19 protein-coding genes and 2 pseudogenes are annotated in these 24,352 nt (G+C 72.6%); 14 read left to right on the forward strand and 7 right to left on the reverse strand.

Annotated elements, in window-relative coordinates:
• Positions 1-10 precede the first annotated feature (10 nt).
• On the reverse strand, positions 11-1,555 hold the full coding sequence (gene hutH / locus OG510_RS21740; RefSeq protein ID WP_406138901.1) for a histidine ammonia-lyase: 1,545 nt from the start codon (positions 1,553-1,555) through the stop codon (positions 11-13).
• A 119-nt stretch (positions 1,556-1,674) separates the two neighbouring features.
• Entirely contained in the window at positions 1,675-3,099 is a 1,425-nt protein-coding gene (locus OG510_RS21745) for an amino acid permease (RefSeq protein WP_406138902.1), read from the reverse strand.
• 180 nt (positions 3,100-3,279) lie between these two features.
• Between OG510_RS21745 and OG510_RS21750 the strand changes: the two genes are divergently transcribed.
• Positions 3,280-4,140, forward strand: a complete 861-nt coding sequence (locus OG510_RS21750; RefSeq protein ID WP_406138904.1) for an IclR family transcriptional regulator — start codon at positions 3,280-3,282, stop codon at positions 4,138-4,140.
• Here OG510_RS21750 and hutC read toward each other — a convergent pair.
• On the reverse strand, positions 4,107-4,862 hold the full coding sequence (hutC, locus tag OG510_RS21755) for a histidine utilization repressor (RefSeq protein WP_406138905.1): 756 nt from the start codon (positions 4,860-4,862) through the stop codon (positions 4,107-4,109). The genes OG510_RS21750 and hutC overlap by 34 nt on opposite strands.
• 225 nt (positions 4,863-5,087) lie before the next feature.
• Here hutC and hutU point away from each other — a divergent pair, with 225 nt between their 5' ends.
• Both hutU and hutG read left to right on the forward strand, forming a co-directional pair.
• Positions 5,088-6,770, forward strand: coding sequence for a urocanate hydratase (gene hutU, locus OG510_RS21760; protein ID WP_406138907.1), 1,683 nt, complete (start codon positions 5,088-5,090; stop codon positions 6,768-6,770).
• Positions 6,767-7,822 (forward strand): formimidoylglutamase, encoded by a 1,056-nt coding sequence (gene hutG, locus OG510_RS21765; protein ID WP_406138908.1) that lies wholly within the window; start codon positions 6,767-6,769, stop codon positions 7,820-7,822. The genes hutU and hutG overlap by 4 nt, the downstream gene beginning before the upstream one ends.
• A gap of 48 nt (positions 7,823-7,870) precedes the next feature.
• Here the strand turns inward: hutG and OG510_RS21770 are convergent, their stop codons facing one another.
• Complete coding sequence (locus OG510_RS21770; protein ID WP_406138909.1) at positions 7,871-8,443, reverse strand: helix-turn-helix domain-containing protein; 573 nt, start codon at positions 8,441-8,443, stop codon at positions 7,871-7,873.
• Positions 8,444-8,547: 104 nt separating this feature from the next.
• Here OG510_RS21770 and OG510_RS21775 point away from each other — a divergent pair, with 104 nt between their 5' ends.
• Together OG510_RS21775 and OG510_RS21780 are read left to right on the forward strand one after the other, a co-directional pair.
• On the forward strand, positions 8,548-9,219 hold the full coding sequence (locus OG510_RS21775; protein ID WP_406138910.1) for an SAM-dependent methyltransferase: 672 nt from the start codon (positions 8,548-8,550) through the stop codon (positions 9,217-9,219).
• A 4-nt stretch (positions 9,220-9,223) separates the two neighbouring features.
• Positions 9,224-9,874: a TetR/AcrR family transcriptional regulator gene (locus tag OG510_RS21780; protein WP_406138911.1), complete on the forward strand. Its 651-nt coding sequence runs from the start codon at positions 9,224-9,226 to the stop codon at positions 9,872-9,874.
• Here the strand turns inward: OG510_RS21780 and OG510_RS21785 are convergent.
• Positions 9,831-10,268 carry a winged helix-turn-helix transcriptional regulator gene (locus tag OG510_RS21785; protein WP_406138912.1) on the reverse strand — a complete coding sequence of 146 codons (438 nt, stop codon included), beginning with the start codon at positions 10,266-10,268 and terminating at the stop codon, positions 9,831-9,833. The two genes, OG510_RS21780 and OG510_RS21785, sit on opposite strands and share 44 nt — an antisense overlap.
• A gap of 168 nt (positions 10,269-10,436) precedes the next feature.
• Here OG510_RS21785 and OG510_RS21790 point away from each other — a divergent pair, with 168 nt between their 5' ends.
• The 9 genes and pseudogenes from OG510_RS21790 to OG510_RS21830 all read left to right on the forward strand — a co-directional run bounded on the left by OG510_RS21790 (position 10,437) and on the right by OG510_RS21830 (position 22,034).
• A complete protein-coding gene (locus tag OG510_RS21790; protein WP_406138913.1) occupies positions 10,437-11,297 on the forward strand; it encodes an alpha/beta fold hydrolase in 861 nt (286 codons plus the stop codon).
• 35 nt (positions 11,298-11,332) lie between these two features.
• Positions 11,333-12,166: a TIGR03084 family metal-binding protein gene (locus OG510_RS21795; RefSeq protein WP_406138914.1), complete on the forward strand. Its 834-nt coding sequence runs from the start codon at positions 11,333-11,335 to the stop codon at positions 12,164-12,166.
• Positions 12,167-12,228: 62 nt separating this feature from the next.
• Positions 12,229-13,869, forward strand: a pseudogene (locus OG510_RS21800) (acyclic terpene utilization AtuA family protein); the annotation flags it as partial.
• 230 nt (positions 13,870-14,099) lie between these two features.
• Positions 14,100-15,701 carry an acyl-CoA carboxylase subunit beta gene (locus OG510_RS21805; RefSeq protein ID WP_406138916.1) on the forward strand — a complete coding sequence of 534 codons (1,602 nt, stop codon included), beginning with the start codon at positions 14,100-14,102 and terminating at the stop codon, positions 15,699-15,701.
• Positions 15,702-15,727: 26 nt separating this feature from the next.
• Entirely contained in the window at positions 15,728-17,779 is a 2,052-nt protein-coding gene (locus OG510_RS21810; RefSeq protein WP_406142477.1) for an acetyl/propionyl/methylcrotonyl-CoA carboxylase subunit alpha, read from the forward strand.
• Complete coding sequence (locus tag OG510_RS21815; protein WP_406138918.1) at positions 17,776-18,975, forward strand: acyl-CoA dehydrogenase family protein; 1,200 nt, start codon at positions 17,776-17,778, stop codon at positions 18,973-18,975. The genes OG510_RS21810 and OG510_RS21815 overlap by 4 nt, the downstream gene beginning before the upstream one ends.
• A 16-nt stretch (positions 18,976-18,991) precedes the next feature.
• Positions 18,992-20,614 (forward strand): 4-coumarate--CoA ligase family protein, encoded by a 1,623-nt coding sequence (locus tag OG510_RS21820; protein WP_406138920.1) that lies wholly within the window; start codon positions 18,992-18,994, stop codon positions 20,612-20,614.
• Positions 20,611-21,381, forward strand: a complete 771-nt coding sequence (locus tag OG510_RS21825; RefSeq protein ID WP_406138921.1) for an enoyl-CoA hydratase family protein — start codon at positions 20,611-20,613, stop codon at positions 21,379-21,381. Before OG510_RS21820 ends, OG510_RS21825 begins: the two co-directional genes overlap by 4 nt.
• Positions 21,369-22,034 carry a TetR/AcrR family transcriptional regulator gene (locus tag OG510_RS21830; RefSeq protein WP_406138923.1) on the forward strand — a complete coding sequence of 222 codons (666 nt, stop codon included), beginning with the start codon at positions 21,369-21,371 and terminating at the stop codon, positions 22,032-22,034. The genes OG510_RS21825 and OG510_RS21830 overlap by 13 nt, the downstream gene beginning before the upstream one ends.
• 47 nt (positions 22,035-22,081) lie before the next feature.
• Here the strand turns inward: OG510_RS21830 and OG510_RS21835 are convergent.
• A pseudogene (locus OG510_RS21835) lies at positions 22,082-22,303 on the reverse strand (SDR family oxidoreductase); the annotation flags it as partial.
• Between the two features lie 53 nt (positions 22,304-22,356).
• Positions 22,357-24,186 carry a flavin-containing monooxygenase gene (locus OG510_RS21840; RefSeq protein ID WP_406138924.1) on the reverse strand — a complete coding sequence of 610 codons (1,830 nt, stop codon included), beginning with the start codon at positions 24,184-24,186 and terminating at the stop codon, positions 22,357-22,359.
• Positions 24,187-24,352: the final 166 nt, after the last annotated feature.

Consider the following 24,352-nt stretch of genomic DNA (forward strand, 5'->3'; position numbering starts at 1 on the left):
GCAGCCTCTGTCAGCTGAGCCGGCCGACCGCTGACTCCGCCGCGGCCACAGCGGCGCCGTCGGCGACATAGCGCACGGCCGCCTCGATCTCGGGGGCCAGCCAGCGGTCGGGGCCGGGGCCCTCGACGGTCTGGCGCAGTGCGCCGACCACAGCACCCGTACCGGGCGCCGGGGTCAGCGGGGCCCGCAGGTCGAGCGCGCGGGCCGCGGTGTAGATCTCGACGGCGAGGACCCGGGTGAGCCCGTCGACGGCGCGGCGCAGCTTGCGGGCGGCGGACCAGCCCATCGAGACGTGGTCCTCCTGCATGGCGCTGGAGGGGATCGAGTCGACCGACGCGGGCGCGGCCAGCCGCTTGAGCTCGGAGACGATCGCCGCCTGCGTGTACTGCGCGATCATGTGGCCGGAGTCGACGCCCGGGTCGTCGGCGAGGAACGGGTTCAGACCGTTGTTGCGGGCCACGTCGAGGAAGCGGTCGGTGCGCCGCTCGGAGATCGACGCCAGGTCGGCGACGGAGATGGCGAGGAAGTCCAGGACGGCGGCGACGGGCGCGCCGTGGAAGTTGCCGTTGGACTCGACCCGGCCGTCGTGGGTCACCACCGGGTTGTCGACGGCGCTGGCCAGCTCGCGCGATGCGACGGTCTCGGCGTGGGTGAGGGTGTCGCGGGCCGCGCCGTGCACCTGCGGGGAGCAGCGCAGGGAGTACGCGTCCTGTACCCGGGTGCACTCGGGGCCGCGGTGGCTGGCGACGATGCCGGAACCGGCCATCAGCGCGCGCAGGTTCGCCGCGCTGTCGGCCTGGCCCGGGTGCGGGCGCAGCGCCTGGAGGTCGGCGGCGAACACGGCGTCGGTGCCGAGCTGGCCCTCGACGCTCATCGCGGCGGCGATGTCGGCGGTGCGCAGCAGCTTCCGCAGGTCGTGAGCGGCCAGGACGAGCATGCCGAGCATGCCGTCGGTGCCGTTGATGAGGGCGAGGCCCTCCTTCTCGTGCAGCGTGACCGGGGTGAGGCCCGCGTCGGCCAGTGCTTCGCCGGCCGGTTTGCGTACGCCGTCCGCGTCCCGCACCTCGCCCTCGCCCATGACGGCGAGCGCGCAGTGCGCCAGCGGCGCGAGGTCACCGGAGCAGCCGAGGGAGCCGTACTCGTGGACGACCGGGGTCAGGCCGGCGTTGAGCAGCGCCGCGTACGCCTCGGCGGTCTCCGTGCGCACTCCCGTACGGCCGGTGGCGAGCGTGGACAGCCGCAGCAGGACGAGGGCGCGCACCACCTCGCGCTCCACCTCGGGGCCGGAACCGGCGGCGTGCGAACGCACCAGGCTGCGCTGGAGCTGGGCGCGCCGGTCGGTGGGGATGTGGCGGGTGGCCAGCGCGCCGAAGCCGGTGGAGACGCCGTAGTGGGGGACCACGTCGTCGGCGAGGCTCTCGATCACCTCGCGGCTGCGCGCGATCTCCTTGAGGGCTTCCGGGGAGAGCTCGACGTGCGCGTCGTGGCGTGCGACGGCGACGACGTCTTCGGCGGAGAGAGGGCCGATTCCTACAACAATGTTCATGTCTTCCATGAAGCCGCATGTCAGGGCCGGACGCGACAGCTGCCGGGACAGATGTGTCCGGGATCCCAGACAGGGTGAGGTCTGGGATCCCGGACACAATCGCCGAGGGTGGCCGCCGGTGGTGCCGGTTACCGCCCGCCCGCCGGAACGGCCGCAGGCCCGGGCGTGTCCGCCCCGTCCGGGAGCCGTCGGGCGGCGAGGCGCGGGCCCACCCAGAGGCGGAAGACGCCCGCGAGCAGCGCCAGCCAGACGACGCCGACGACCAGGGCGATACGGGTGCTCCCGTAGAAGCCGAGCACCACCAGGACGCCGACCATGAAGACGACGGCGGCGATCTGCCCGTACGGCCACCAGGGGACGGGGAACTTCAGGGCGGCCCGGTCGTCGTCCGGCATGTCCCGGCGGGCCTTCACCTGGGTCAGCAGGATCATCAGCCACACCCAGACCGTGGCGAAGGTGGCGATCGAGGAGATGATCAGGAAGACCTTGCCCGGCATCAGGTAGTTCATCAGTACGCCGATGAGCAGCGCTCCGATCATGATGAGGGTGGTCACCCACGGCACGCCGTTGCGGCTGAGCCGGCGCATGACCGCGGGCCCCTGGCCGCGCTCCGCCAGGCCGAACATCATGCGGCCTGCAGCGAAGATGTCGCTGTTGATCGCCGAGAGGGCCGCGGTGAGCACGACGGCGTTCAGCACGGTGGCGGCGGACTTGAGGCCGACGCCGGTGAAGATCTGGACGAAGGGGCTGCCCGACGTGCCGACGTGCTGCCAGGGGTTGACGGCCATGATGACCGCGAGGGTCAGCACGTAGAAGAGGATGATGCGCACCGGGATGGAGTTGACCGCGCTCGGGATGGTCTTCTCCGGGGAGTCGGCCTCTCCCGCGGTGACCCCGATGATCTCCGTGCCGCCGAAGGCGAACATGACCACGGCGAAGGAGACGACGAAGCCGTGGGCGCCGTGGGCGAAGAAGCCGCCGTTGTCCCAGAGGTTCGACAGGCCGGCGTGGTCGCTCCCGCTGCCGAGGCCGAAGGCGATCACGGCGATGCCCCCGAGGATCATCGCGACGATGGCGACGATCTTCACCAGGGACAGCCAGAACTCCAGCTCACCGAAGACCTTCACACTGACGAGATTGAGCGCGCCGATGACGAGGACGGCGGCCAGCACCCAGATCCAGCGCGGCACATCCGGGAACCAGAAGCCCATGTAGACGCCGACCGCTGTGATGTCCGCGATGCAGACGATGACCATCTCGAAGGCGTACGTCCAGCCTGTGGTGAAGCCGGCCAGCGGGCCGAGGTGTTTCGTGGCGTACTCGCCGAAGGAGCCCGCGCAGGGGGAGCTGACGGCCATCTCGCCGAGCGACCGCAGGACGAGGAAGACGGCGGCGCCGCCGATGAGGTAGGCCAGGAGCACGGCGGGCCCGGCCGCTCTGATCGATTCGGACGACCCGTAGAAGAGTCCGGTGCCGATCGCCGAACCGAGTGCGATGAAGCGTATGTGCCGAGAATTGAGTCCTCGGCTCAGCGTCGCCTTTTCGGAAGCCAACTGTGTCCTCCCTTGGGACCAGCGGTGATGGGGGGTGCGCGGCGCTTGCGGGAGGTAGGGCGGAGTGGGGCTCTCCGGCGCCTTGAGCGCCACGCAACCGTGGGGAGCACCCTGTATATTCCTGTATATACAGGTGATGTCAAGAGGTGATCCAGTGAGTGAACCCGATGGGTGGAGCCGGTGAGCGACCCAGTGAATGAACACGGGGCCGCGCAGGGCCCGGCGTCGAGCACATCGCCCGCGGTCGGCCGTGCCCTGGACATCCTGGTGTACCTGGCGGGGCGCTCCGGGCCGGTGAAGACCGCCGCCATCGCCCGCGACATGGACATCCCGCGCTCCTCCGCGTACCACATCCTCGCGGTGCTGGCCGAGCGCGGATTCGTCACCTACCTGCCCAAGGAGCAGGCGTACGGCCTCGGCATGGCCGCCTTCGAGGTCGGCTCCGCCTATCTGCGCCACGAGCCACTCGAACGGCTCGCCCGTCCCGTGCTGCGTACCCTCGCCGCCCGGCTCGGCCAGACCGTGCACCTCGGGATCCTGCACGGCGCCGAGACGGTCTATCTGCTCAAGGAGCGCCCGTCGACGGTCCGTTCCGGCGATCTGGACGCCGACCTCGTCACCGACATCGGCGTCCGGCTGCCGGCCCATCTCACGGCCAACGGCCGGGCCATCCTCGCCCACTCCGACGCCCAGGTACGGGCCCTCTTCCCGCGGCCGGGCGACCTCATCACGCGTACGGGCAAGGGGCCGCGGTCGCTCGCCGAGCTGCTGGACCTACTGGCCCGGGACCGGGAACGCGGCTGGTCGGAGGAGACCGAGCTGGTCTCCCGTGGCTTCCGCTCGCTGGGTGTGGCGGCCTTCGACCACCACGGGCGGCCCGTCGCGGCGCTCAGCAGCACCTGGCACACGCACCACAGCCCGCACGACCCCGGCCAGGTGCGGGACGCCCTCCAGCAGGGCGCGGCCCGGCTGACGTCCGCGGTCTCCGGACGGGTGCCCGGCGGGGGTCACTCCGCCTCGAAGGCGCCTTCGAGGCGGTAGCGCGAGCCCGGGTGCAGCAGGCGCGCGATGCTCACCAGGGCGCCCCGCGACCAGGTGCGGCGGTGGATGAGCAGGCAGGGCTCCGACGGGGCGACACCGAGCAGGGCGCACTCGTCGGCGCTGGGCAGTACCGCCTCCACGATGTGCTCCCCGCGGTCGAGCGGGGCGACGTCGGAGAGGAAGGCGAACGGTGTGCGCTCGGTGAAGTCCTGCTCCACGTACCCCGGCGCGAAGGCCGGGTTGACGTAGCGGTCCTCCAACTGGATGACCACGCCGTTCTCGCTGTGCACGACCCGGGAGTGGAAGACGGGCCGCCCCGCGGCGACCCCCAGCTCGGCGCCGGCCCTGCGGTCGGCCGGCTCGGCACGGACCGACAGCACCCGGGCGTCGTAGCGGTGGCCCCGCCTGCGGACCTCGTCGGCGATGTTCTGCACCTCGACCAGGCCCGAACTGCCCTTGGCCAGGGCCACGAAGCTGCCGACGCCCATGACCCGCCGGATCAGCCCCTGCGCCGCCAGCTCGCGCAGCGCGCGGTTGACCGTCATCCGGGACAGCCCGAGCGAGGCGACGAACTGGCTCTCCGACGGCAGCGGGTCGCCCTCGCGCCAGCGCCCGCTGCGGATCTGCTCCGCCACCAGGTCCTTGATCCGCTGGTACGCCGGGACGGCCCCGGCCGCGCGCTCCCCGTACAGCCGGGCCAGGTCCGCAGCCGTCACGGTCACGCCGCTCACCCTCCCCTGTCACCGGTCGGTCCCCGCGCCCCCCGGCCGGAGAAAATCTCCGCGCCTCCCGACGGAGAAATTATAGGTGAGCCGGATTCCCGGTCTCGGATCCGAGAAACCGCGGCAGAAGGCATGGCCCCCGCCCGGCCCGCGTCCTGTGATGGAGGAGCACGCCGGTGCCGTACCACCGGTGCCCCCTCACCCCGATCCTTCCCAGGAGCCACCATGACCAGCGTTTCCCCGGAGGCCCGCCCCCGGACCGTCCAGGCGCCCCGCGGCACCGAACTGACCTGCCTCGGCTGGCAGCAGGAAGGCGCCCTGCGGATGCTCATGAACAACCTCGACCCCGAGGTCGCCGAGCACCCGGAGGACCTGGTCGTCTACGGCGGCACCGGCAAGGCCGCCCGCAACTGGCCCGCGTACGACGCCATCGTCCGCACCCTGAAGACGCTCAAGGACGACGAGACGCTGCTGGTGCAGTCGGGCAAGCCCGTCGGCGTCATGCGCACCAGCGAGTGGGCGCCGCGCGTGCTGATCGCCAACTCCAACCTGGTCGGTGACTGGGCCAACTGGGAGGAGTTCCGCTCCCTCGAGGCGCGCGGGCTGACCATGTACGGCCAGATGACGGCCGGTTCCTGGATCTACATCGGCAGCCAGGGCATCCTGCAGGGCACCTACGAGACGTTCGGCGCCGTCGCCCGCAAGAAGTTCAACGGCACGCTCGCCGGGACGATCACCCTGACCGCCGGTCTCGGCGGCATGGGCGGCGCGCAGCCGCTCGCCGTGACGATGAACGACGGCGTCGCGATCTGCGTCGACGTCGACCCCACCCGTATCGAGCGCCGCATCGCCCACCGCTACCTCGACGTCGCGGCCGACGACATCGACCACGCGCTCCGCCTCGCCACCGAGGCCCGCGACGCCCGCAAGCCGCTCTCCATCGGCCTGGCGGGCAACGCCGCCGAGGTCTTCCCGGAGCTGCTGCGGCGGGGCGCGCCCCTGGACATCGTCACCGACCAGACCTCCGCGCACGACCCGCTGGCCTACCTCCCCGTCGGGGTGAGCCTGGCGGAGTGGCACGAGCAGGCGGCCAAGGACCCGGCGGACTTCACCGAGCGCTCCCGCGCCTCCATGGCCCGGCACGTCGAGGCCATGGTCGGCTTCCTCGACGCCGGCGCCGAGGTCTTCGACTACGGCAACTCCATCCGTGACGAGGCCCGCAAGGCCGGTTACGCCCGCGCCTTCGACTTCCCCGGCTTCGTCCCGGCGCACATCCGCCCCCTGTTCGAGGAGGGCCTCGGCCCGTTCCGCTGGGCCGCCCTGTCCGGCGACCCCAAGGACATCGCGGCCACCGACAAGGCCATCATGGAGCTGTTCCCGGAGAACGAGCACCTGCACCGCTGGCTCAAGATGGCCGGGGAGCGGGTCTCCTTCGAGGGCCTGCCCGCCCGTATCTGCTGGCTCGGCTACGGCGAACGCCACCGCGCCGGGCTGCGGTTCAACGAGATGGTCGCCTCCGGAGAGCTGTCCGCCCCGGTCGCCATCGGCCGTGACCACCTCGACTCCGGCTCCGTCGCCTCGCCGTACCGCGAGACCGAGTCGATGCTCGACGGATCCGACGCGATCGCCGACTGGCCGCTGCTCAACGCCCTGGTGAACACCTCGTCCGGCGCGTCCTGGGTCTCCATCCACCACGGGGGCGGCGTCGGCATGGGCCGCTCCATCCACGCGGGCCAGGTCTGCATCGCCGACGGCACCGAACTCGCCGCCCAGAAGCTGGCCCGAGTACTGACCAACGACCCCGGCATGGGCGTCATCCGGCACGTGGACGCGGGCTACGACCACGCCGCATCCGTGGCGCGCGAGCGCGGGGTGCGCATTCCGATGACCGAGGAGAACGACCGATGACGGCGACCACCGCACCGGAGCCGACGGCGGCCACCACAGCGGCGGCGCCGGCGGCCACCACAGCGGCGGCGCCGACGGCGGCCACCGCTCCGGTGCCCACCGCGGACGTGGCGCCCGAGCCCTGGACGGGCCGTGACGACGGGCCCGGTACGGACCATCTGCGCTGGCACCATGTGACCGGCCTCGACCCCGACCGGGCCGAACCGGGCGACGTGGCGTTCGTCGGCTTCCGCAGCGACGAGGGCGTCCGCCGGAACAAGGGCCGCCAGGGCGCGGCGGCAGGACCGCGTGAACTGCGCGCCGCCCTCGCGCCCATGGCGCTCCCGAGGCCGCTGCGGGCGCTGGACATCGGCGACATCGAGGTGGCCGACGGCCATCTCGAAGAGGGGCAGCACCGCCTCGGCCAGGTGATCACCCCGCTCGTCGACCGCGGCCACCCGGTGGTGGTGCTCGGCGGCGGCCACGAGGTGGCCTACGGCAGTTACATCGGGCTGGCCGGTACGCGCGCGGTGCGCGAGGGCGGCCGCCTCGGAGTTCTCAACCTCGACGCCCACTTCGACCTGCGTGACGACGTACGGCCCAGCTCGGGCACACCGTTCCTCCAGATGGCACACGCCGAGCAGCAGCGCGGTGAAGAGCTGAACTACTGGGTGCTCGGGGTGAGTCAGCCGAGCAACACCGAGCGGTTGTTCCGCACCGCCGACGCGCTCGGTGTGCGGTATCTGCCGGACACCCAGTGCCGCATGTTCGACCTGCCGCTGGTCGACGGGTTCGTCGACGCGTTCCTGGCGAGCTGCGACATCGTCCACCTGAGCATCGACCTCGATGTGCTGCCCGCCGGTGCGGCCCCCGGCGTCAGCGCCCCGGCCGCGTACGGCGTGCAGATGGAGATCATCGAGCACGTATGCGCCCGCGTGGCGGCCGCCGGGGCTCCCCTGCTGGTCGATGTCGCCGAGCTGAACCCGGGCCTCGACGCCGACCACCGCACCGCGCGGGCGGGCGCCCGTCTGATCCACCGCATCCTGACGTCGGCGGGCGCGCCGCGTACCTGACCGGCGCCAGGGAGACCGGCGGCCCGGCACCGGGCGGAGGCAGCCGGGTCAGTCGGTGCGGGCTCTGAGATGGGCCCGCTCGCCCTGGCGTCCGAAGAGGATGAGCAGCTCCACGGGCCGGTCGTTGTCGGAGCCGAGCCAGTGCGGTACGTGGGTGTCGAACTCGGCCGCCTCACCGGCTTTCAGCGCCAGGCGCTGCTCCCCCAGGATCAGCCGCAGCCGTCCGGCGAGCACGTAGACCCACTCGAAACCGGCGTGCGTCTGCAGCTCGGGATCGGTGCCGGGCCCGGGCGGTATCAGCAGTTTGTGGGCCTGTACGCCGCCGGGGCTGCTGAGCGGCACATACGTCATGCCGTCCCGGGTGACCGGCCGGAGATGGATGCGCGGATCGCCGGTGCGCGGTGCTCCGACCAGTTCGTCGAGGGGGACCGCGTAGATCTCCGCGAGCGGCAGCAGCAGCTCCAGGGTCGGTCTGCGGTCGCCGCTCTCCAGGCGGGACAGGGTGCTCGCGTTGACCGCGGTCCGCTCCGCCAGCTCGGCCAGTGTCAGGCCGCGCCTGTGCCGCAGCTCCCGCAGGCGCGGCCCCACCGCTGCCAGCACGTCCCTCGGTACGGCGACCATGCCCTTCACGATGCCGAAACAGCATGAACCTTTGCAACTCCGGTGGCGGGCGGCGCAGTGTCCTCAGCAGACACGCACCGACCGACCATCAGAGAGGCGTGCCCATGAACAGCGCCACCGACTCCGCGTCCTTCTGGGAGAGCCACTACGCGACGCTCCCCTCGCAGTGGGGCACCAGGCCCAACGCGGTCCTGGCCGAACTCGTCCCCGTACTGGCGCCGCGTCCGGGGAGGGCGCTCGACCTGGGCTGCGGGCACGGCGGCGACGCGCTCTGGCTCGCCGCACGCGGCTGGGACGTCACCGCGGCCGACATCTCCGCCACGGCCCTGGACCGGGTCGCCGCGGGTGCCGCGGCCGCCGGTGCGGCCGACCGGGTCCACCCGGTCAGACACGACCTGGCCAGGACGTTCCCCGACGGCACCTTCGACCTGGTCGGCGCCAGTTACTTCCACACCCCGGTCGAGATCCCCCGCGACGAGGTGCTGCGCCGGGCCGCCCGGGCGGTGGCGCCGGGCGGTCTGCTGCTCGTGGTGGAGCACGCGTCGGTGGCGCCCTGGTCCTGGCAGGCCGGTGAGGACGTACGGTTCCCCGCCCCCGATGAAGTGCTGGCGTCCCTGCGGCTCGACGCCGGCTGGCACACCGAGCGGTGCCACGCGCCCCGGCGGACGGCCACCGGCCCCGAGGGCCGGACCGCGACCGTCACCGACAACGTCATCGCCGTACGGCGCACGGCGGACGGCGGCCGGGAGGTCAGGGGGTCCGGCGCCCTAGGGTGACGGCATGGCAAGAGTCCGGTTGAGCGTGGAGGAGCGGCGCGCGGAGATGCTGCGGGCCGCCGTCGAGCAGATCGAGGCGCGCGGGGTGCCCGCCGTGCGGATCGCCGATGTGGCCACGGCGCTCGGGGTGAGCAACGCGCTGGTGCTGTACCACTTCTCGACCAAGGAGAAGCTGGTGGCGGCCGCGTTCCAGTACGCCGCCGAGGGCGACCTCGCCCAGCTGCGGAAGCTGCTCGGGCGCCGCACCACGGCGGTTCACCGGCTGCGTGCGGCGGTGCGCTGGTACGCGCCGACGGGGCAGGCCAAGGGCTGGCGGCTGTGGATCGAGGGCTGGTCGGCGGCGCTGCGGGACCCGGCTCTGCGGGAGGTGACCCGGGGCCTCGACCGGCAGTGGAAGGCCGCGCTGACCGAGGTCATCGCGGAGGGCGTCGCTGCGGGCGAGTTCCGCTGCCCGGATCCGGCGGCGGCGGCCTGGCGGCTGACCGCGCTGCTCGACGGGCTCGCGGTGCAGATGACCTCGTACACCGGGTACACCGGTTCGCTCGCCCGCGCCACGATGCTGGAGTGGACGGACGAGGCGCTGGCGCGCGAACTCGGCATCGACCGTGCGTCTACTGCACCGCCGAACCCGGCTCCCGCTCCGCGCAGGCCCTGACGTTCCTGCGGTTGCTGCGGTCGATCTCCGGCATGTGCGTCTCGGCCCAGGCCCTCAGAGCGGAGAGCGGCCCTTCGAGGGACAGGCCGAGCCCGGTCAGCCGATAGTGGACGGCGGGCGGCACGGTGGGTTCCACGCGGCGCGCGACCAGGCCGTCCCGGGCCAGGCCCTGCAACGTGACGGACAGCATCTTCTGGGAGATCCCCGGAATGCGACGTCGCAGCTCCGCGAACCGGACCTCCTCGGGGTCGTTCTCGGCCAGCACCTTGACCACCATCGATGTCCACTTGGTGCCGATACGGTCGAGCAACTGGCGGGTCGGGCAGTCCGGATCCAGCAGATCGCCACGCTCGTGGGGCCGCCGGCCGGGCTCATCGGACCTGGGTGTGGTCACCCGGAGCTCACCACCTGAGGAGAAAGTGCCGTCTTGGGCGGACCAGGGTAGTTCCCTACCGTGACCCTGTCACCATTCCTCACCACCCCCGCCTCTCCTCCTCGCCACCTCTCCTCCCCGCCACCCCTCTCCTCACCACCCCTTCCTCACCACTCATGGGACTCCCTCATGCCCGAACTGCGGCGCATCCCTGTCAATGGCGTCGAACTGAACGTCGCCCTCGCCGGATCAGGCCCGGCCGTCCTGCTCCTCCACGGCTTTCCGCACACCTGGGAGCTGTGGACCGAGATCATGGCCGATCTGTCCGACCGCTACCGCGTCATCGCGCCCGACCTGCGGGGGTTCGGCGCCAGTGGCGGGACCGCCTCGGGGCACGACGCGGGCACCCTGGCCGAGGACGCCGCCGCGCTGCTCACCGCGCTCGGTGTGTCCTCGGCCGCGGTGGTGGGCATCGACGCGGGCACACCGCCGGCCTTCCTCCTCGCCCTGCGCCGCCCCGGTCTCGTCCGGCGCCTGGTCGTCATGGAGTCGCTGCTGGGCCGGCTGCCCGGCGCCGAGGACTTCCTCGCCGGCGGCCCGCCCTGGTGGTTCGGCTTCCACACCGCCGCGCCCGGACTCGCCGAGACCGTGCTGGAAGGCCACGAGGCCGACTACATCGACTGGTTCCTGGACACCGGGACACTCGGCGACGGGGTGCCTCCTGCCGTCCGGGACGCGTTTGTCCGCGCGTACACGGGCAGCGATGCGCTGGGCCGCGCGTTCTCGTACTACCGGGCCCTGCCCGAGAGTGCCCTGCAGATCGAGCGGGCGACCGCCACCGCCCGTCTGACGGTGCCGACGATGGCGCTGGGCGCCCGCCCCGTCGGCCCCGCGCTGGAACGCCAACTCCGCCCGGTCACCGACGATCTCACCGGACACGTCATCGAGGACTGCGGCCACATCATTCCTCTGCACCGGCCGCAGGCCCTGCTCGCGCTGCTGCGTCCGTTCCTGGACGTCCGGCCCTCGGCGGTGCTTCGTAAAAAATAATGCAAGCACGCTTGCTTGTTTTTCGGGCCGCTGCCATGCTCCCGGACACGAAGCCGTGCCCCCGGAGGGAGCGTTCCGTGTCCGATGCAGGTGCCGTGCTGGATGATCTGGTCGGCGAGAGTGCCGAACTGGACCTTCTCGTAGCGGAGTTGGGCAGAGACGAGTGGGCCGTCGCCACCCCCGCGCCCCGCTGGACCGTCGCCCATCAGATCGCCCATCTCGCCTGGACCGACCGGGCCGCGCACCTCGCGGTGACCGCACCGGACAGCTTCGGTGCGGAGGTCGAGAAGGCGCTCGCCGCCCCCGCGACCTTTGTGGACGAGGGCGCGGAGGAAGGCGCGGCGCTCGACCCCGCCGTGCTGCTCGCCCGGTGGCGCGACGGCCGCGAACGGCTCCAGGAGGCGCTGCGGGCCGCGCCGTCCGGCGCGCGCTTCCCCTGGTACGGGCCGCCGATGAGTACCGCGTCCATGGCGACCGGGCGGCTGATGGAGACCTGGGCGCACGGCCAGGACGTCGCGGACGCGCTGGGTGTGCGGCGCCGGCCGACCGCGCGGCTGCGGCATGTGGCGCGGATCGGTGTGCGGGCCCGGGACTTCGCCTTCGGGGCTCGGGGACTCGACGTGCCCGGCGAGGAGTTCCGGGTCGAACTGACCGCGCCGGGCGGGGAGCTCTGGGAGTACGGTCCCGCCGACGCCGTCCAGCGCGTGACCGGGCCCGCGCTCGACTTCTGCCTGCTGGTCACCCAGCGCGCCCACCGCGACGACCTGGCCCTGTGCGCGACGGGCGCCGACGCCGACCGGTGGGTCGGGATCGCGCAGGCGTTCGCCGGACCGCCCGGCGCCGGGCGCCCCGCGAAGGGGTCCGCGTGAGGCCGCTGCGGATCGGGAACGCCTCCGGCTTCTACGGCGACCGGTTCGGCGCGCTGCGGGAGATGCTCACCGGCGGCCGGCTCGATGTGCTGACCGGGGACTACCTCGCCGAGCTGACCATGCTCATCCTCGGCCGCGACCGCCTCAAGGACCCGCGCGCCGGCTACGCCAGGACCTTTCTGCGCCAGCTGGAGGAGTGCATCGGTGAGGCGCACGACCGCCGGGTGCGGATCGTCACCAATGCGGGCGGCCTCAACCCGGCCGGACTGGCGGACGCCGTACGGGAGTTGAGCGAGCGGGTTGGTGTCCCCGTACGGGTCGGCCATGTCGAGGGCGACGCCCTGCCGCTGCCGTACGGCGCGCTCACCGCCAACGCCTATCTGGGCGGCGCCGGAATCGCCGCGTGTCTGAACGGCGGCGCGGACGTGGTGGTGACCGGCCGGGTGACGGACGCCGCGCTGGTCACCGGGCCCGCCGCCTGGCACTTCGGCTGGGGGCCCGGCGACCTCGACCCGCTCGCGGGCGCGGTGGCCGCCGGGCATGTGCTGGAGTGCGGGACCCAGGCGACCGGCGGCAACTACTCCTTCTTCACCGGGCACGACATTCGCCACCCGGGCTTCCCCGTCGCGGAGATCGCAGCCGACGGATCCGCCGTCATCACCAAGCACGACGGTACGGGCGGTGTGGTCGACATCGGGACGGTGACCGCCCAGTTGCTGTACGAGACGGGCGGCGCCCGGTACGCGGGGCCCGACGTCACGGCCCGGCTCGACACCGTACGGCTGACCCAGGACGGGCCGGACCGGGTGCGGATCTCCGGCGTACGGGGTGAGCCGCCGCCCCGCACGCTCAAGGCCGGGGTGACCCGGATCGGCGGCTGGCGCAACGAGGTCGTGTTCGTGCTCACCGGGCTCGACATCGAGGCCAAGGCGGCGCTGGTCCGCGCCCAGGTGGAGGACGCCTTCGGGGCGGCGGCGGAGGGCGGCCCCGGGCGGCGGCGCCCGGCGGACGTGCGGTGGGAGCTGGTGCGTACGGACCGGCCCGACGCCGACAGCGAGGAGTGCGCGAGCGCCCTGCTCCGCCTCGTGGTGCGCGACAGCGAACGGGAGGCGGTCGGGCGGGTGGTGAGCGGCGCCGCGATCGAGCTGGCGCTCGGCAGCTACCCGGGATTCCACGTGACGGCGCCGCCGGGGAAGGGCGCGCCGTACGGGGTCTTCGACGCGGTGTACGTGGACCGGGACGCGGTGGAGGAGGTGGCCGTACTCCCGGACGGGGGAAGGGTGTTGGTGCCGGGCCGCCCTGTCTGTACGTCCGCGTCAGCATCGGCGCCCGCTGCCGGGCCCGTGCTGCCGGAGCCGCTGCCCGGCGGTCTTCCCGGGGGCGGCGCCGTACGGCGTGTCCCGCTCGGGAGGGTCGCCGGGGCCCGCAGTGGCGACAAGGGCGGCGACGTGAACGTGGGGGTGTGGGTGCGCACGGACACGGCGTGGCGGTGGCTGGCGCACACGCTCACCGTCGAGCGGTTCCGGGAGCTGCTGCCCGAGACGCGGGGCCTGGCGGTGGTGCGCCATGTGCTGCCGAATCTGCGGGCGTTGAACTTCGTGGTGGAGGGCCTGCTGGGGGAGGGCGTCGCGGCGCAGGAACGGTTCGACGCGCAGGGCAAGGGGGTGGGGGAGTGGCTGCGGAGCCGACTGGTCGACGTACCGCCGGAGGTCGAGGAGTACGCACGAGCCGGCGCGGCGCCTGTCGCTGCCGCACCGGCCGCTGACGCAGCAGGGGCCGCATCCGCCGGAGCCGGAGCCGGAGCCGGAGCCGGATGCGGAACCGCCCCCGCCGAAGCCGAAGCCCGAACCACCCCCACCCCGGATGCCTCCCGTCCGCGCCCGCATCCCGAGCCGTCCCGCACACCGCCGGACCTCCCGTCCCAGGAGCCCCGATGACCACCCTCCGTACCCGTGTCGACCCCGCGTCCGCCGAATACGCCGCGCACCGCGAGGCCATGCTCGCCAAGCTCGCCGAGCTGGAGGCCGAGCACGGCAGAGCGCTCGCGGGCGGCGGTGAGAAGTACGTCGAGCGGCACCGCAAGCGCGGCAAGCTCCTCGCCCGTGAGCGCATCGAGCTGTTGCTCGACCCCGACACGCCCTTCCTTGAACTGTCCCCGCTGGCCGCCTGGGGCACCGACCACCCGCTCGGCGCCTCCATGATCACCGGCATCGGCACCGTCGAGGGCGTCGAGTGCCTGATCACCGCCAACGACCCCACGGTGCGCGGCGGTGCCAGCAATCCGTGGACGCTGAAGAAGGCGTTCCGGGCCAACGAGATCGCGTACGCCAACCGCCTCCCCTGCATCAGCCTCGTCGAGTCCGGCGGCGCCGATCTCCCCTCCCAGAAGGAGATCTTCATCCCCGGCGGTGCGCTCTTCCGCGACCTCACCCGGCTCTCCGCCGCCGGGATACCCACCGTCGCCGTGGTCTTCGGCAATTCGACTGCGGGCGGCGCCTACGTACCCGGCATGTCCGACCACGTGATCATGATCAAGGAGCGGTCGAAGGTCTTCCTGGGCGGTCCGCCGCTGGTGAAGATGGCGACCGGTGAGGAGTCCGACGACGAGTCGCTCGGCGGCGCCGAGATGCACGCCCGCGTCTCGGGGCTGGCCGACTACCTCGCCCTGGACGAACCCGACGCGCTGCGGCAGGCCCGCCGTGTCGTCGCCCGCCTCAACTGGCGCAAGGCGCAGCCGGATCCGCCGGGACCCGTCGAGCCGCCCCGGTACGACGAGGAGGAGCTGCTCGGGATCGTGCCCGGCGATCTGAAGACCCCGTTCGACCCGCACGAGGTCATCGCGCGCATCACCGACGGCTCGGACTTCGACGCGTTCAAACCGCTCTACGGGCCGAGCCTGGTCACCGGCTGGGCCGAGCTGCACGGCTACCCCGTCGGCATCCTCGCCAACGCCCAGGGCGTCCTCTTCTCCGCGGAGTCCCAGAAGGCCGCCCAGTTCATCCAGCTGGCCAACCAGCGCGACATCCCGCTGCTCTTCCTGCACAACACCACCGGCTACATGGTCGGCAAGGAGTACGAGCAGGGCGGCATCATCAAACACGGCGCGATGATGATCAACGCCGTCTCCAATTCGAAGGTCCCGCATCTCTCCGTCCTGCTGGGCGCCTCCTACGGCGCGGGCCACTACGGCATGTGCGGGCGCGCCTACGACCCCCGGTTCCTCTTCGCCTGGCCCAGCGCCAAGTCGGCCGTGATGGGGCCGCAGCAGCTGGCCGGGGTGCTGTCGATCGTCGCCCGCGCCTCCGCCCGGGCCAAGGGGCAGCCGTACGACGAGGAGGCGGACGCCGCACTGCGCGCCGTGGTGGAGCAGCAGATCGAGTCGGAGTCCCTGCCGATGTTCCTGTCCGGGCGGCTGTACGACGACGGGGTCATCGACCCGCGCGACACCAGGACCGTGCTCGGCCTGTGTCTGTCCGCCCTCCACAACGCACCGGTCGAGGGCGCCCGCGGCGGCTTCGGCATCTTCCGGATGTGAGGACGGACATGAGGACAAGAACGAAGATGATCAGCTCCCTCCTTGTCGCCAACCGCGGTGAGATCGCCTGCCGTATCTTCCGTACCTGCCGCGCCCTGGGCATCGCGACCGTGGCCGTCTTCTCGGACGCGGACGCGGACGCGCTGCACGTACGGGAGGCGGACACCGCCGTACGGCTGCCGGGGGCGGCCCCCGCCGACACCTATCTCCGGGGTGATCTCGTCGTCGCCGCCGCGCTCGCTGCGGGCGCGGACGCCGTCCACCCCGGCTACGGCTTCCTCTCCGAGAACGCCGGATTCGCCCGCGCGGTCACCGGCGCCGGGCTCACCTGGGTCGGCCCGCCCGCCGACGCCATCGAGGCGATGGCGTCCAAGACCCGGGCCAAGAAACTCATGGCCGCGGCCGGTGTCCCGCTGCTGGCCCCCGTCGAACCGGCCGCCGCCACCGCCGCCGATCTGCCGCTGCTGCTCAAGGCGGCGGCGGGCGGCGGCGGCCGCGGGATGCGTGTCGTACGCGAACTCGACGCGCTGGACGCGGAGGTGACGGCAGCCGTCGCCGAGGCGCGGTCCGCCTTCGGGGACGGCGAGGTGTTCGCCGAGCCGTATGTGGAGCGCGGGCGCCATGTCGAGGTGCAGATCATGGCGGACGCGCACGGCACGGTCTGGACGCTCGGCACCCGCGACTGCTCCCTCCAGCGCCGCCACCAGAAGGTCATCGAGGAGGCCCCGGCCCCCGGCCTCCCCGACGCCCTGCGCGCCACTCTGGGCGAGGCCGCCACGGCGGCGGCCCGCGCGGTGGAGTACCGGGGCGCGGGCACCGTCGAGTTCCTCGTCTCGGAGAGCGGCGACCGGGCGTACTTCCTGGAGATGAACACCCGGCTCCAGGTCGAACACCCCGTCACCGAGGCCGTGTTCGGCCTCGATCTGGTCGCGCTCCAGCTCCGGACAGCGGAGGGTGAACCGCTCCCGCCCGGCGGCCCCCCGCAGCCGCACGGTCACGCCGTGGAGGCCCGCCTGTACGCGGAGGACCCGGCCGCCGGCTGGGCCCCGCAGACGGGCGCCCTGCACCGGCTGGACGTGCCGGGCACCGGCGCCTCGAACGGCGGCGCACCCACCGGAACACCCACCGGAACACGCACGGGAGCACCCACCGGGACCGTCACCGGAACGCCCGCCGGGACCCTCACCGGAACGCCCACCGTCCGGCTGGACACCGGCTACACCGGCGGCGACACCATCGGCATCCACTACGACCCGATGCTCGCCAAGGTCATCGCCCACGCCCCCACCCGTACCGAAGCGCTGCGCACCCTCGCGTACGCCCTCGAACACGCCCGTATCCACGGCCCGGTCACCAACCGCGACCTGCTCGTACGGTCCCTGCGCCACCCGGACTTCGCCGCCGCGCGCCTCGACACCGGCTTCTACGACCGGCAGCTGCCCGGACTCACCACCCCGGCCCCCGAACCGCTCGCCGCACTCGCCGCCGCCCTCGCGGACGCGGCGGGGGCCAGGATCGGCGGCTGGCGGAACGTACCGTCCCAGCCCCAGTCCAAGAGCTACCGCTCGGAGCCCGACGGCGAGGTGTACGAGATCCGCTACCGCCTCACCCGGGACGGGCTGCGCGCCGAGGGCTTCCCCGGGGTGCGGCTGCACGCCGCCACACCCCGGCGGGTCTCGCTCGAAGCGGACGGGGTGCTGCGCCACTTCGACGTCGAGGTGCACGGCGACCGGGCCCATGTCGGCCCGCACACCCTCACCCGGCTGCCCCGCTTCCCCGACCCGGCCGCCCGCACGGCGCCCGGCTCGCTGCTCGCACCGATGCCCGGCACGGTCGTCCGGGTCGCTGACGGGCTCGCGGCCGGGGACACGGTCACCGCGGGGCAGCCGCTGATCTGGCTGGAGGCCATGAAGATGGAGCACCGCATCACCGCCCCGGCAGCCGGTACCCTCACCGCACTCCACGCCGCCCCGGGCCACCAGGTCGAGGTCGGCGCACTGCTCGCCGTCGTACGGACCGAACAGCCGGGCGCACAGCCGGGCACGCAGCCGGACACACAGGAGGTTCTGGAGTCATGAGCACCAGCGTGGGAACTGAGAACACGGCCCAGGGGAACACCGCCACCGGCGGCACCGCCGTCGAGACCGAGGAGCGCGCGGCCCTGCGCGCCGCCGTGGCCGCCCTCGGCAAGCGCCACGCGGGCACGAGCCACCGCGACTACGACCGGCAGGCGCTCTGGGCCGCAGCGGCGAAGCTCGGCTACCTCGGGGTCAGCCTCCCCGAGGAGTACGGCGGCGGAGGTGGCGGCATCGCCGAACTCTCCATCGTCCTGGAGGAGTTGGGCGCCGCCGGATGCCCGCTCCTGATGATGGTCGTCTCGCCCGCCATCTGCGGCACGGTCATCGCCCGTTTCGGCACGGACGAGCAGAAACAGCGCTGGCTGCCCGGCCTCGCGGACGGTTCGCTCACCCTCGCCTTCGGCATCACCGAGCCGGACGCCGGATCCAACTCCCACCGCATCACCACCACCGCCCGCCGGGACAGCGGGGGAGACTGGCTGCTCACCGGCCGGAAGGTCTTCATATCGGGGGTCGACCTGGCCGACGCGACCCTGATCGTCGGCCGCACCGAGGACGCCCGCACCGGACGTCTCAAGCCCTGCCTCTTCCTCGTGCCCAGGGACGCGCCCGGCTTCCACCGCACCCCGATCGACATGGAGATCCAGGCCCCGGAGAAGCAGTTCGAGCTGGTGCTCGACGACGTACGGCTGCCCGCCGACGCCCTGGTCGGCAGCGAGGACGCCGGGCTGCTCCAGCTCTTCGCCGGGCTCAACCCCGAGCGGATCATGACCGCCGCCTTCGCGATCGGCATGGGCCGCTACGCCCTGGCGAAGGCCGTCGACTACGCGAAGACCCGGCAGGTCTGGAAGGAGCCCATCGGCTCCCACCAGGCCATCGCGCACCCACTCGCCCAGTCCCACATCGAGCTGGAACTCGCCCGGCTGATGATGCAGAAGGCCGCCGCGCTCTACGACGCGGGCGACGACCTGGGCGCGGGCGAGGCGGCCAACATGGCCAAGTACGCGGCGGGCGAAGCCTGTGTGAAGGCCGTCGACCAGTCCGTACACACACTCGGCGGCAACGGCCTCACCCGCGAGTACGGCCTGGCGGCGCTCATCACCGCGTCCCGGGTGGCCCGGATCGCGCCGGTCAGCAGGGAGATGATCCTCAACTTCGTGTCCCACCAGTCCCTGGGTCTCCCCAAGTCCTACTGACAGGAGCGCGATTCCGGTGTTGTTCCGCAGTGAGTACGCAGACGTCCCGGTCCTCGACCAGCCCATCCACGAAGCGGTCCTGGGCCGGGCGCGGGAGTACGGAGAGGCCCCCGCGCTGATCGACGCGGTGGACGGCACCACGGTCAGCTACCGCCAACTCGACACCTTCCACCGGACGGTGGCCGCGGGACTGGCCGCCGCCGGGGTGGGCAAGGGCGATGTGGTCGCCCTGCACAGCCCCAACAGCATCGCCTACCCCGCCGTCTTCCACGGCGCGAGCCGGGCGGGCGCCACGGTCACCACCGTGCACCCGCTGGCCACCCCCGAGGAGTTCGCCAAGCAGATCGGGGACTCCGCCGCACGCTGGATCATCACCGTCTCCCGGCTGCTCGACGTGGCCCGCAGGGCGGCCGAACTGGCCGGCGGGGTCGCGGAGATATTCGTCTGCGACCACGCCGAAGGACACCGCTCGGTCCTCGACCTGGCCGCGCCGGGGGACCCGGTACCCGACCTCGCCGTGCCGATCGACCCGGCGGCCGACGTCGCCGTACTGCCGTACTCATCGGGCACCACCGGCACCCCCAAGGGCGTCATGCTCACCCACAGGTCGCTCGCCACCAACCTGGCGCAGCTGCACCCGTTCGCCCGCATGGGCCCCGGCGAGCGGATCCTGGCCGTACTGCCGTTCTTCCACATCTACGGACTCACCGCGCTGCTCAACGCACCGCTGCGGTACGGCGCGACGGTCGTGGTGCTGCCCCGGTTCGAACTGGGCCAGTTCCTGGACGCCATCGAGAGGCACCGCATCAACGGGCTCTACGTGGCCCCGCCGATCGTCCTGGCGCTGGCCAAGCACCCGTCCGTCGACCGCTACGACCTGTCGTCGCTGGAGTACATCGTCAGCGCGGCCGCACCGCTCGACGCCGGTCTCGCCGCCGCGTGCTCGGCCCGGCTTGGGCTGCCGCCGGTGCGCCAGGCGTACGGCATGACGGAGCTGTCACCCGGCACGCATGTCGTCCCGCTCGACGCGGAGAACCCGCCGCCGGGAGCGGTCGGGAAGCTGTTCCCCGGCACGGAGATGCGCATCCTGTCGCTGGACGAGCCCGCCCGGGACCTGGGCGTGGGCGAGGAGGGCGAGGTCGCCGTCCGCGGCCCGCAGGTCATGAAGGGCTACCTCGGCCGGCCCGAGGCCACCGCCGCGATGATCGACCGGGACGGCTGGGTGCACACCGGGGACGTCGGCCGGGTGGACGAGGACGGCTGGCTCTTCATCGTCGACCGGGTGAAGGAACTCATCAAGTACAAGGGCTTCCAGGTGGCCCCCGCGGAGCTGGAGGCGCTGCTCCTCACCCACCCCGAGGTCGCCGACGCGGCGGTCATCGGAGTGTACGACGAGGACGGGAACGAGGTCCCGAAGGCGTTCGCGGTCCGGCAGCCAGGGGCGCGCCTCACGGAGGACGAGCTGATGGCGTACGTGGCGGAGCGCGTCGCCCCGTACAAGAAGATCCGGCGGGCCGAGTTCATCGGGGCGGTCCCGCGCGCCACTTCGGGGAAGATCCTCCGGCGTGAACTGCGCGAACGGGAGCGCGGGGCGGGCAGGGCGGACAGGGCGGGCCGTACAGGGGAGGGACCCGTATGACATCCACACCCACGACGCCCACCGTGCCCACCAGCGTGGTCAGGACGGCCCACGACCGGGGGATCACCACCCTCACCCTGGACGCGCCGCAGAGCCGCAACGCGCTCTCCGCGCGGCTGGTGGCGGAGCTGACGCAGGCACTGGCGGCTGCCGGGGAGGCCGGTGACTCCGTACGCGCGGTGGTCCTCACCCACACCGGCAACACCTTCTGCGCGGGCGCGGACCTCAAGGGGCCGCCGGACCCGGCGGCGTTCGTCCGGCTGATGCGGGCGATCGTCGCGCACCCCCTGCCGGTCGTCGCCCGGGTCACCGGGCACGTCAGAGCGGGCGGGCTCGGGCTGCTCGGCGCCTGTGACATCGCGATGGCGGGGCCGGGGGCCTCCTTCGCCTTCACGGAGTCCAGGCTCGGCCTGGCCCCCGCCGTCATCTCGATGCCGCTGCTGCCGCGCATGGACGCGCGTGCGGCGGCCCGCTACTACCTCACGGGCGAACGGTTCGACGCGGCGGAAGCGGCCCGTACGGGACTGATCACCGCTGCCGCCGACGATGTGGACGCGGCGCTCGCCCCGGTCGTCGACGGACTGCGCCGGGCCTCCCCGCAGGGCCTGGCCGCATCGAAGTCGCTGGTCACCGCTACGGTGCTGGAGAACTTCGACCGCAGAACGGAAGACCTCATCGCCCACTCGGCGGCCCTCTTCGCGTCCGCCCAGGCGCACGAGGGCGTACGGGCCTTCCTCGAACGACGGGATCCGGCATGGGTGTTGTGACGAACCGGGACGGCGGTACGGGTCCGGGAGGCGTCGGCACGGCCCGGGACGGTGACAAGGGCCCGGGGAACGCCGGCACGACCCGCGACGGTCCCAAGCAGGACCGCAGCCGCGCGACCCGTCGGCGCCTGCTGGAGGCGGCGGTGTCCTGCCTGGCCGAACGCGGCTGGGCGGGCTCCACCGTCTCCGCGGTCGCGGAGCGCGCGGGCGTCTCCCGGGGCGCGGCGCAGCACCACTTCCCGACCCGCGAGGACCTGTTCACGGCGGCGGTCGAGTACGTGGCCGAAGAACGCTCCACGGCCCTGCGCACGCTGCCCCCGCAGGACCGCCGCACCGTGGTGGCGGCCCTGGTCGGCCTCTACACGGGCCCGCTGTTCCGGGCCGCCCTGCACCTGTGGGTGGCCGCGTCGAACGAGCCCCACCTGCACGTCCGGGTCACGGAACTGGAGGCCCGGGTGGGCCGCGAGTCGCACCGGATCGCCGTACAGCTGCTGCGGGCGGACGAGTCGGAGCCCGGCGTACGCGAAACGGTCCAGGGCCTGCTGGACATGGCCCGGGGCCTCGGCCTGGCGAACCTGCTCACGGACGACGGGGAGCGCCGCGAACGCGTGGTGGCCCAGTGGGGCGCACTGGTGGAGCGGGCGCTGGGCTGAGGGTGACGGGGCGGGACCGGCATCGTGTCTCCGGCTCGGACAGCGGCTCAGACAGCGGCCCAGCCGCCGTCCACCGGCAGGAGAACGCCGTTGATGTTGCTCGCCGCGTCGGAGGCGAGAAACATGATCGCGGCGGCCTGCGTCTCGGCGGCAGCGGGGTGGCCGACGTTGCCCATGTACGCCGAGAGCGCCTGGGGGCCGTGGGCGTCCGGGTCGGCGTCGAGCCGGATTCCGGTGACCGTGCCGCCCGAGGCTATCGCGTTGGCCCGGGCCCGAGTGGCAGGTCATCGGCTTCCGCGGCCATCGTTCGTGGAGCCCCCTCTCACCTGCCCTGGACGAGTACGTCGTCTAGGCCGCCGCCGGCGCGCCAGTTCCTGAGCAGCGCGTGGAAGGTGACCGGCCCGTCGGCGTACCTGTCGTTGCGCGCGCGGGGCATGCCCTCGTTGTTGTAGTAGCCGGGGGTGCACTCGGCCTGGAACTTGTTCAGGTCGGGTGCGTTCTTCCTGAGCGTGCTCACCCAGTCGTCCTGGGCCTCGCGGGTCGGCTCGACGTACCGCGCCCGGCGCCTTCGGGCCTCGGCGACGACCTCGGCGACGTGGATGGCCTGTTCGTCGAGTACGTGGACGAAATTGACGGCGGAGGCGTTCTGGAGCGGGCCGAGCTGGAAGAGGTTGGGGAAGCCGTGGCTGTAGAAGCCGTGGAGCGTCATCGGGCCCTCCCGCCACACCTCGGAGAGGGAGGCGCCTCCCCGCCCGTGCACGGGGAGCCTGCCGGACAGGATCCCCGAGACACCGACCTCGAACCCGGTCGCGAAAATGACGCAGTCGACCTCGTACTCCTGCCCGCCGACCACGACGCCGGTCCCGGTGAACCGCTCCACCCCGTGGCTGTCCGCCGTGTCGACGAGGGTGACGTTGTCCCGGTTGAAGGTCTGCAGGTAGTGGTCGCTGAACGTGGGCCGCTTGCACATGTAGCGGTACCAGGGCTTGAGCTTCCCGGCCGTCTCCGGGTCCGGTACGAGCTCGTCCACACGGGCGCGCAGCTCGTTCATCTTCCGGCCGTCGACGATCTCGTAGACACGCTCCCGCACGCCGGGCGGTACCTGTGCGTAGGCGTCCGTCGGGATCATCTTCTCCTGGAGCCGCGCGCTGCTGGTCCAGGCGTCGTCCACCAGGTCCTCGTCCACCGGGACACTGCTGACGACCTTGAGGAAGTTCTCCATGCGGCGGCGCTGCCAGCCCGGTTCGAGCGAACCGGCCCAATCCGGTTCGGTGGGGCGGTTGTTCCGCACATCGACGGTGGACGGGGTGCGCTGGAACACGTAGAGGTGTCCGGCGTCGGAGCCGAGGTGCGGCACGACCTGGACGGCGGTGGCGCCGGTGCCGATGAGGGCGACGCGCTTGCCGGCGAGCTTGTGCAGATTCCCGTCCGCGTCGCCGCCGGTGTACGCGTAGTCCCAGCGGCTGGTGTGGAACGTGTGCCCGGTGAACGTCTCGATGCCCGGGATGGCCGGGAGCTTCGCCTGGCTGAGCGTTCCGGTGGCGACCACCACATGGCGCGCACGCATGTGGTCGCCGCGGTCGGTGCTGACGAGCCACTGCGCCGCGTCCTCGTCCCAGCGCAGTCCGGTCGCCCGGGTCTGGAAGCAGGCGTCGTCGTAGAGCCCGAAGTGCCGCCCGATCGCCTGCGCGTGCTGCCGTATCTCCTCCCCGGGCGCGTACTTCCACTTCGGCACGTAGCCGACCTCCTCCAGGAGCGGCATGTAGACGTACGACTCGATGTCGCAGTGGATGCCCGGGTACCGGTTCCAGTACCAGGTGCCTCCGAAGTCCCCGCCGTCCTCGATCACGCGGATGGACTCCACGCCCGCCTGCCGCAGCCGCGCGGCGGCGAGGAGGCCGCCGAAACCGCCGCCGACGACGACTGCCTCGACCTCGTCCCGCAGCGGCTCGCGGGTGAAGTCCGGTTCCGTGTACGGGTCTTGGGCGTAGTACCCGAACTCGCCCCGGGCGCCGCGGTACTGGGCGCTGCCGTCCGGGCGGATCCGCCGCTCGCGCTCGGCCCGGTACTTCTCACGCAGTGCTTCGAGATCGACGCCGGGGTCCGACAGGCCGTCAGGGGTGAGGCCGGCGGAGGCGCGGGGGGCAGCCATACGGTGTCTCCTTCTGGATTCGGACGCGCCCGCGCCCTCCGGCAGGCAAGGCCCCGCCGTGATCGGTTCGGCCGCGATTGCAGAACCGTACATCGGTGTACGGTTCCGGGCCAAGGCCGCCCCGCGGCTCCGCCAAGGCCGCCCCGCGGGTCCGCGAAGGTGGTCC

Source organism: Streptomyces sp. NBC_01089, from assembly GCF_045162975.1.
Lineage (GTDB): Bacteria > Actinomycetota > Actinomycetes > Streptomycetales > Streptomycetaceae > Streptomyces.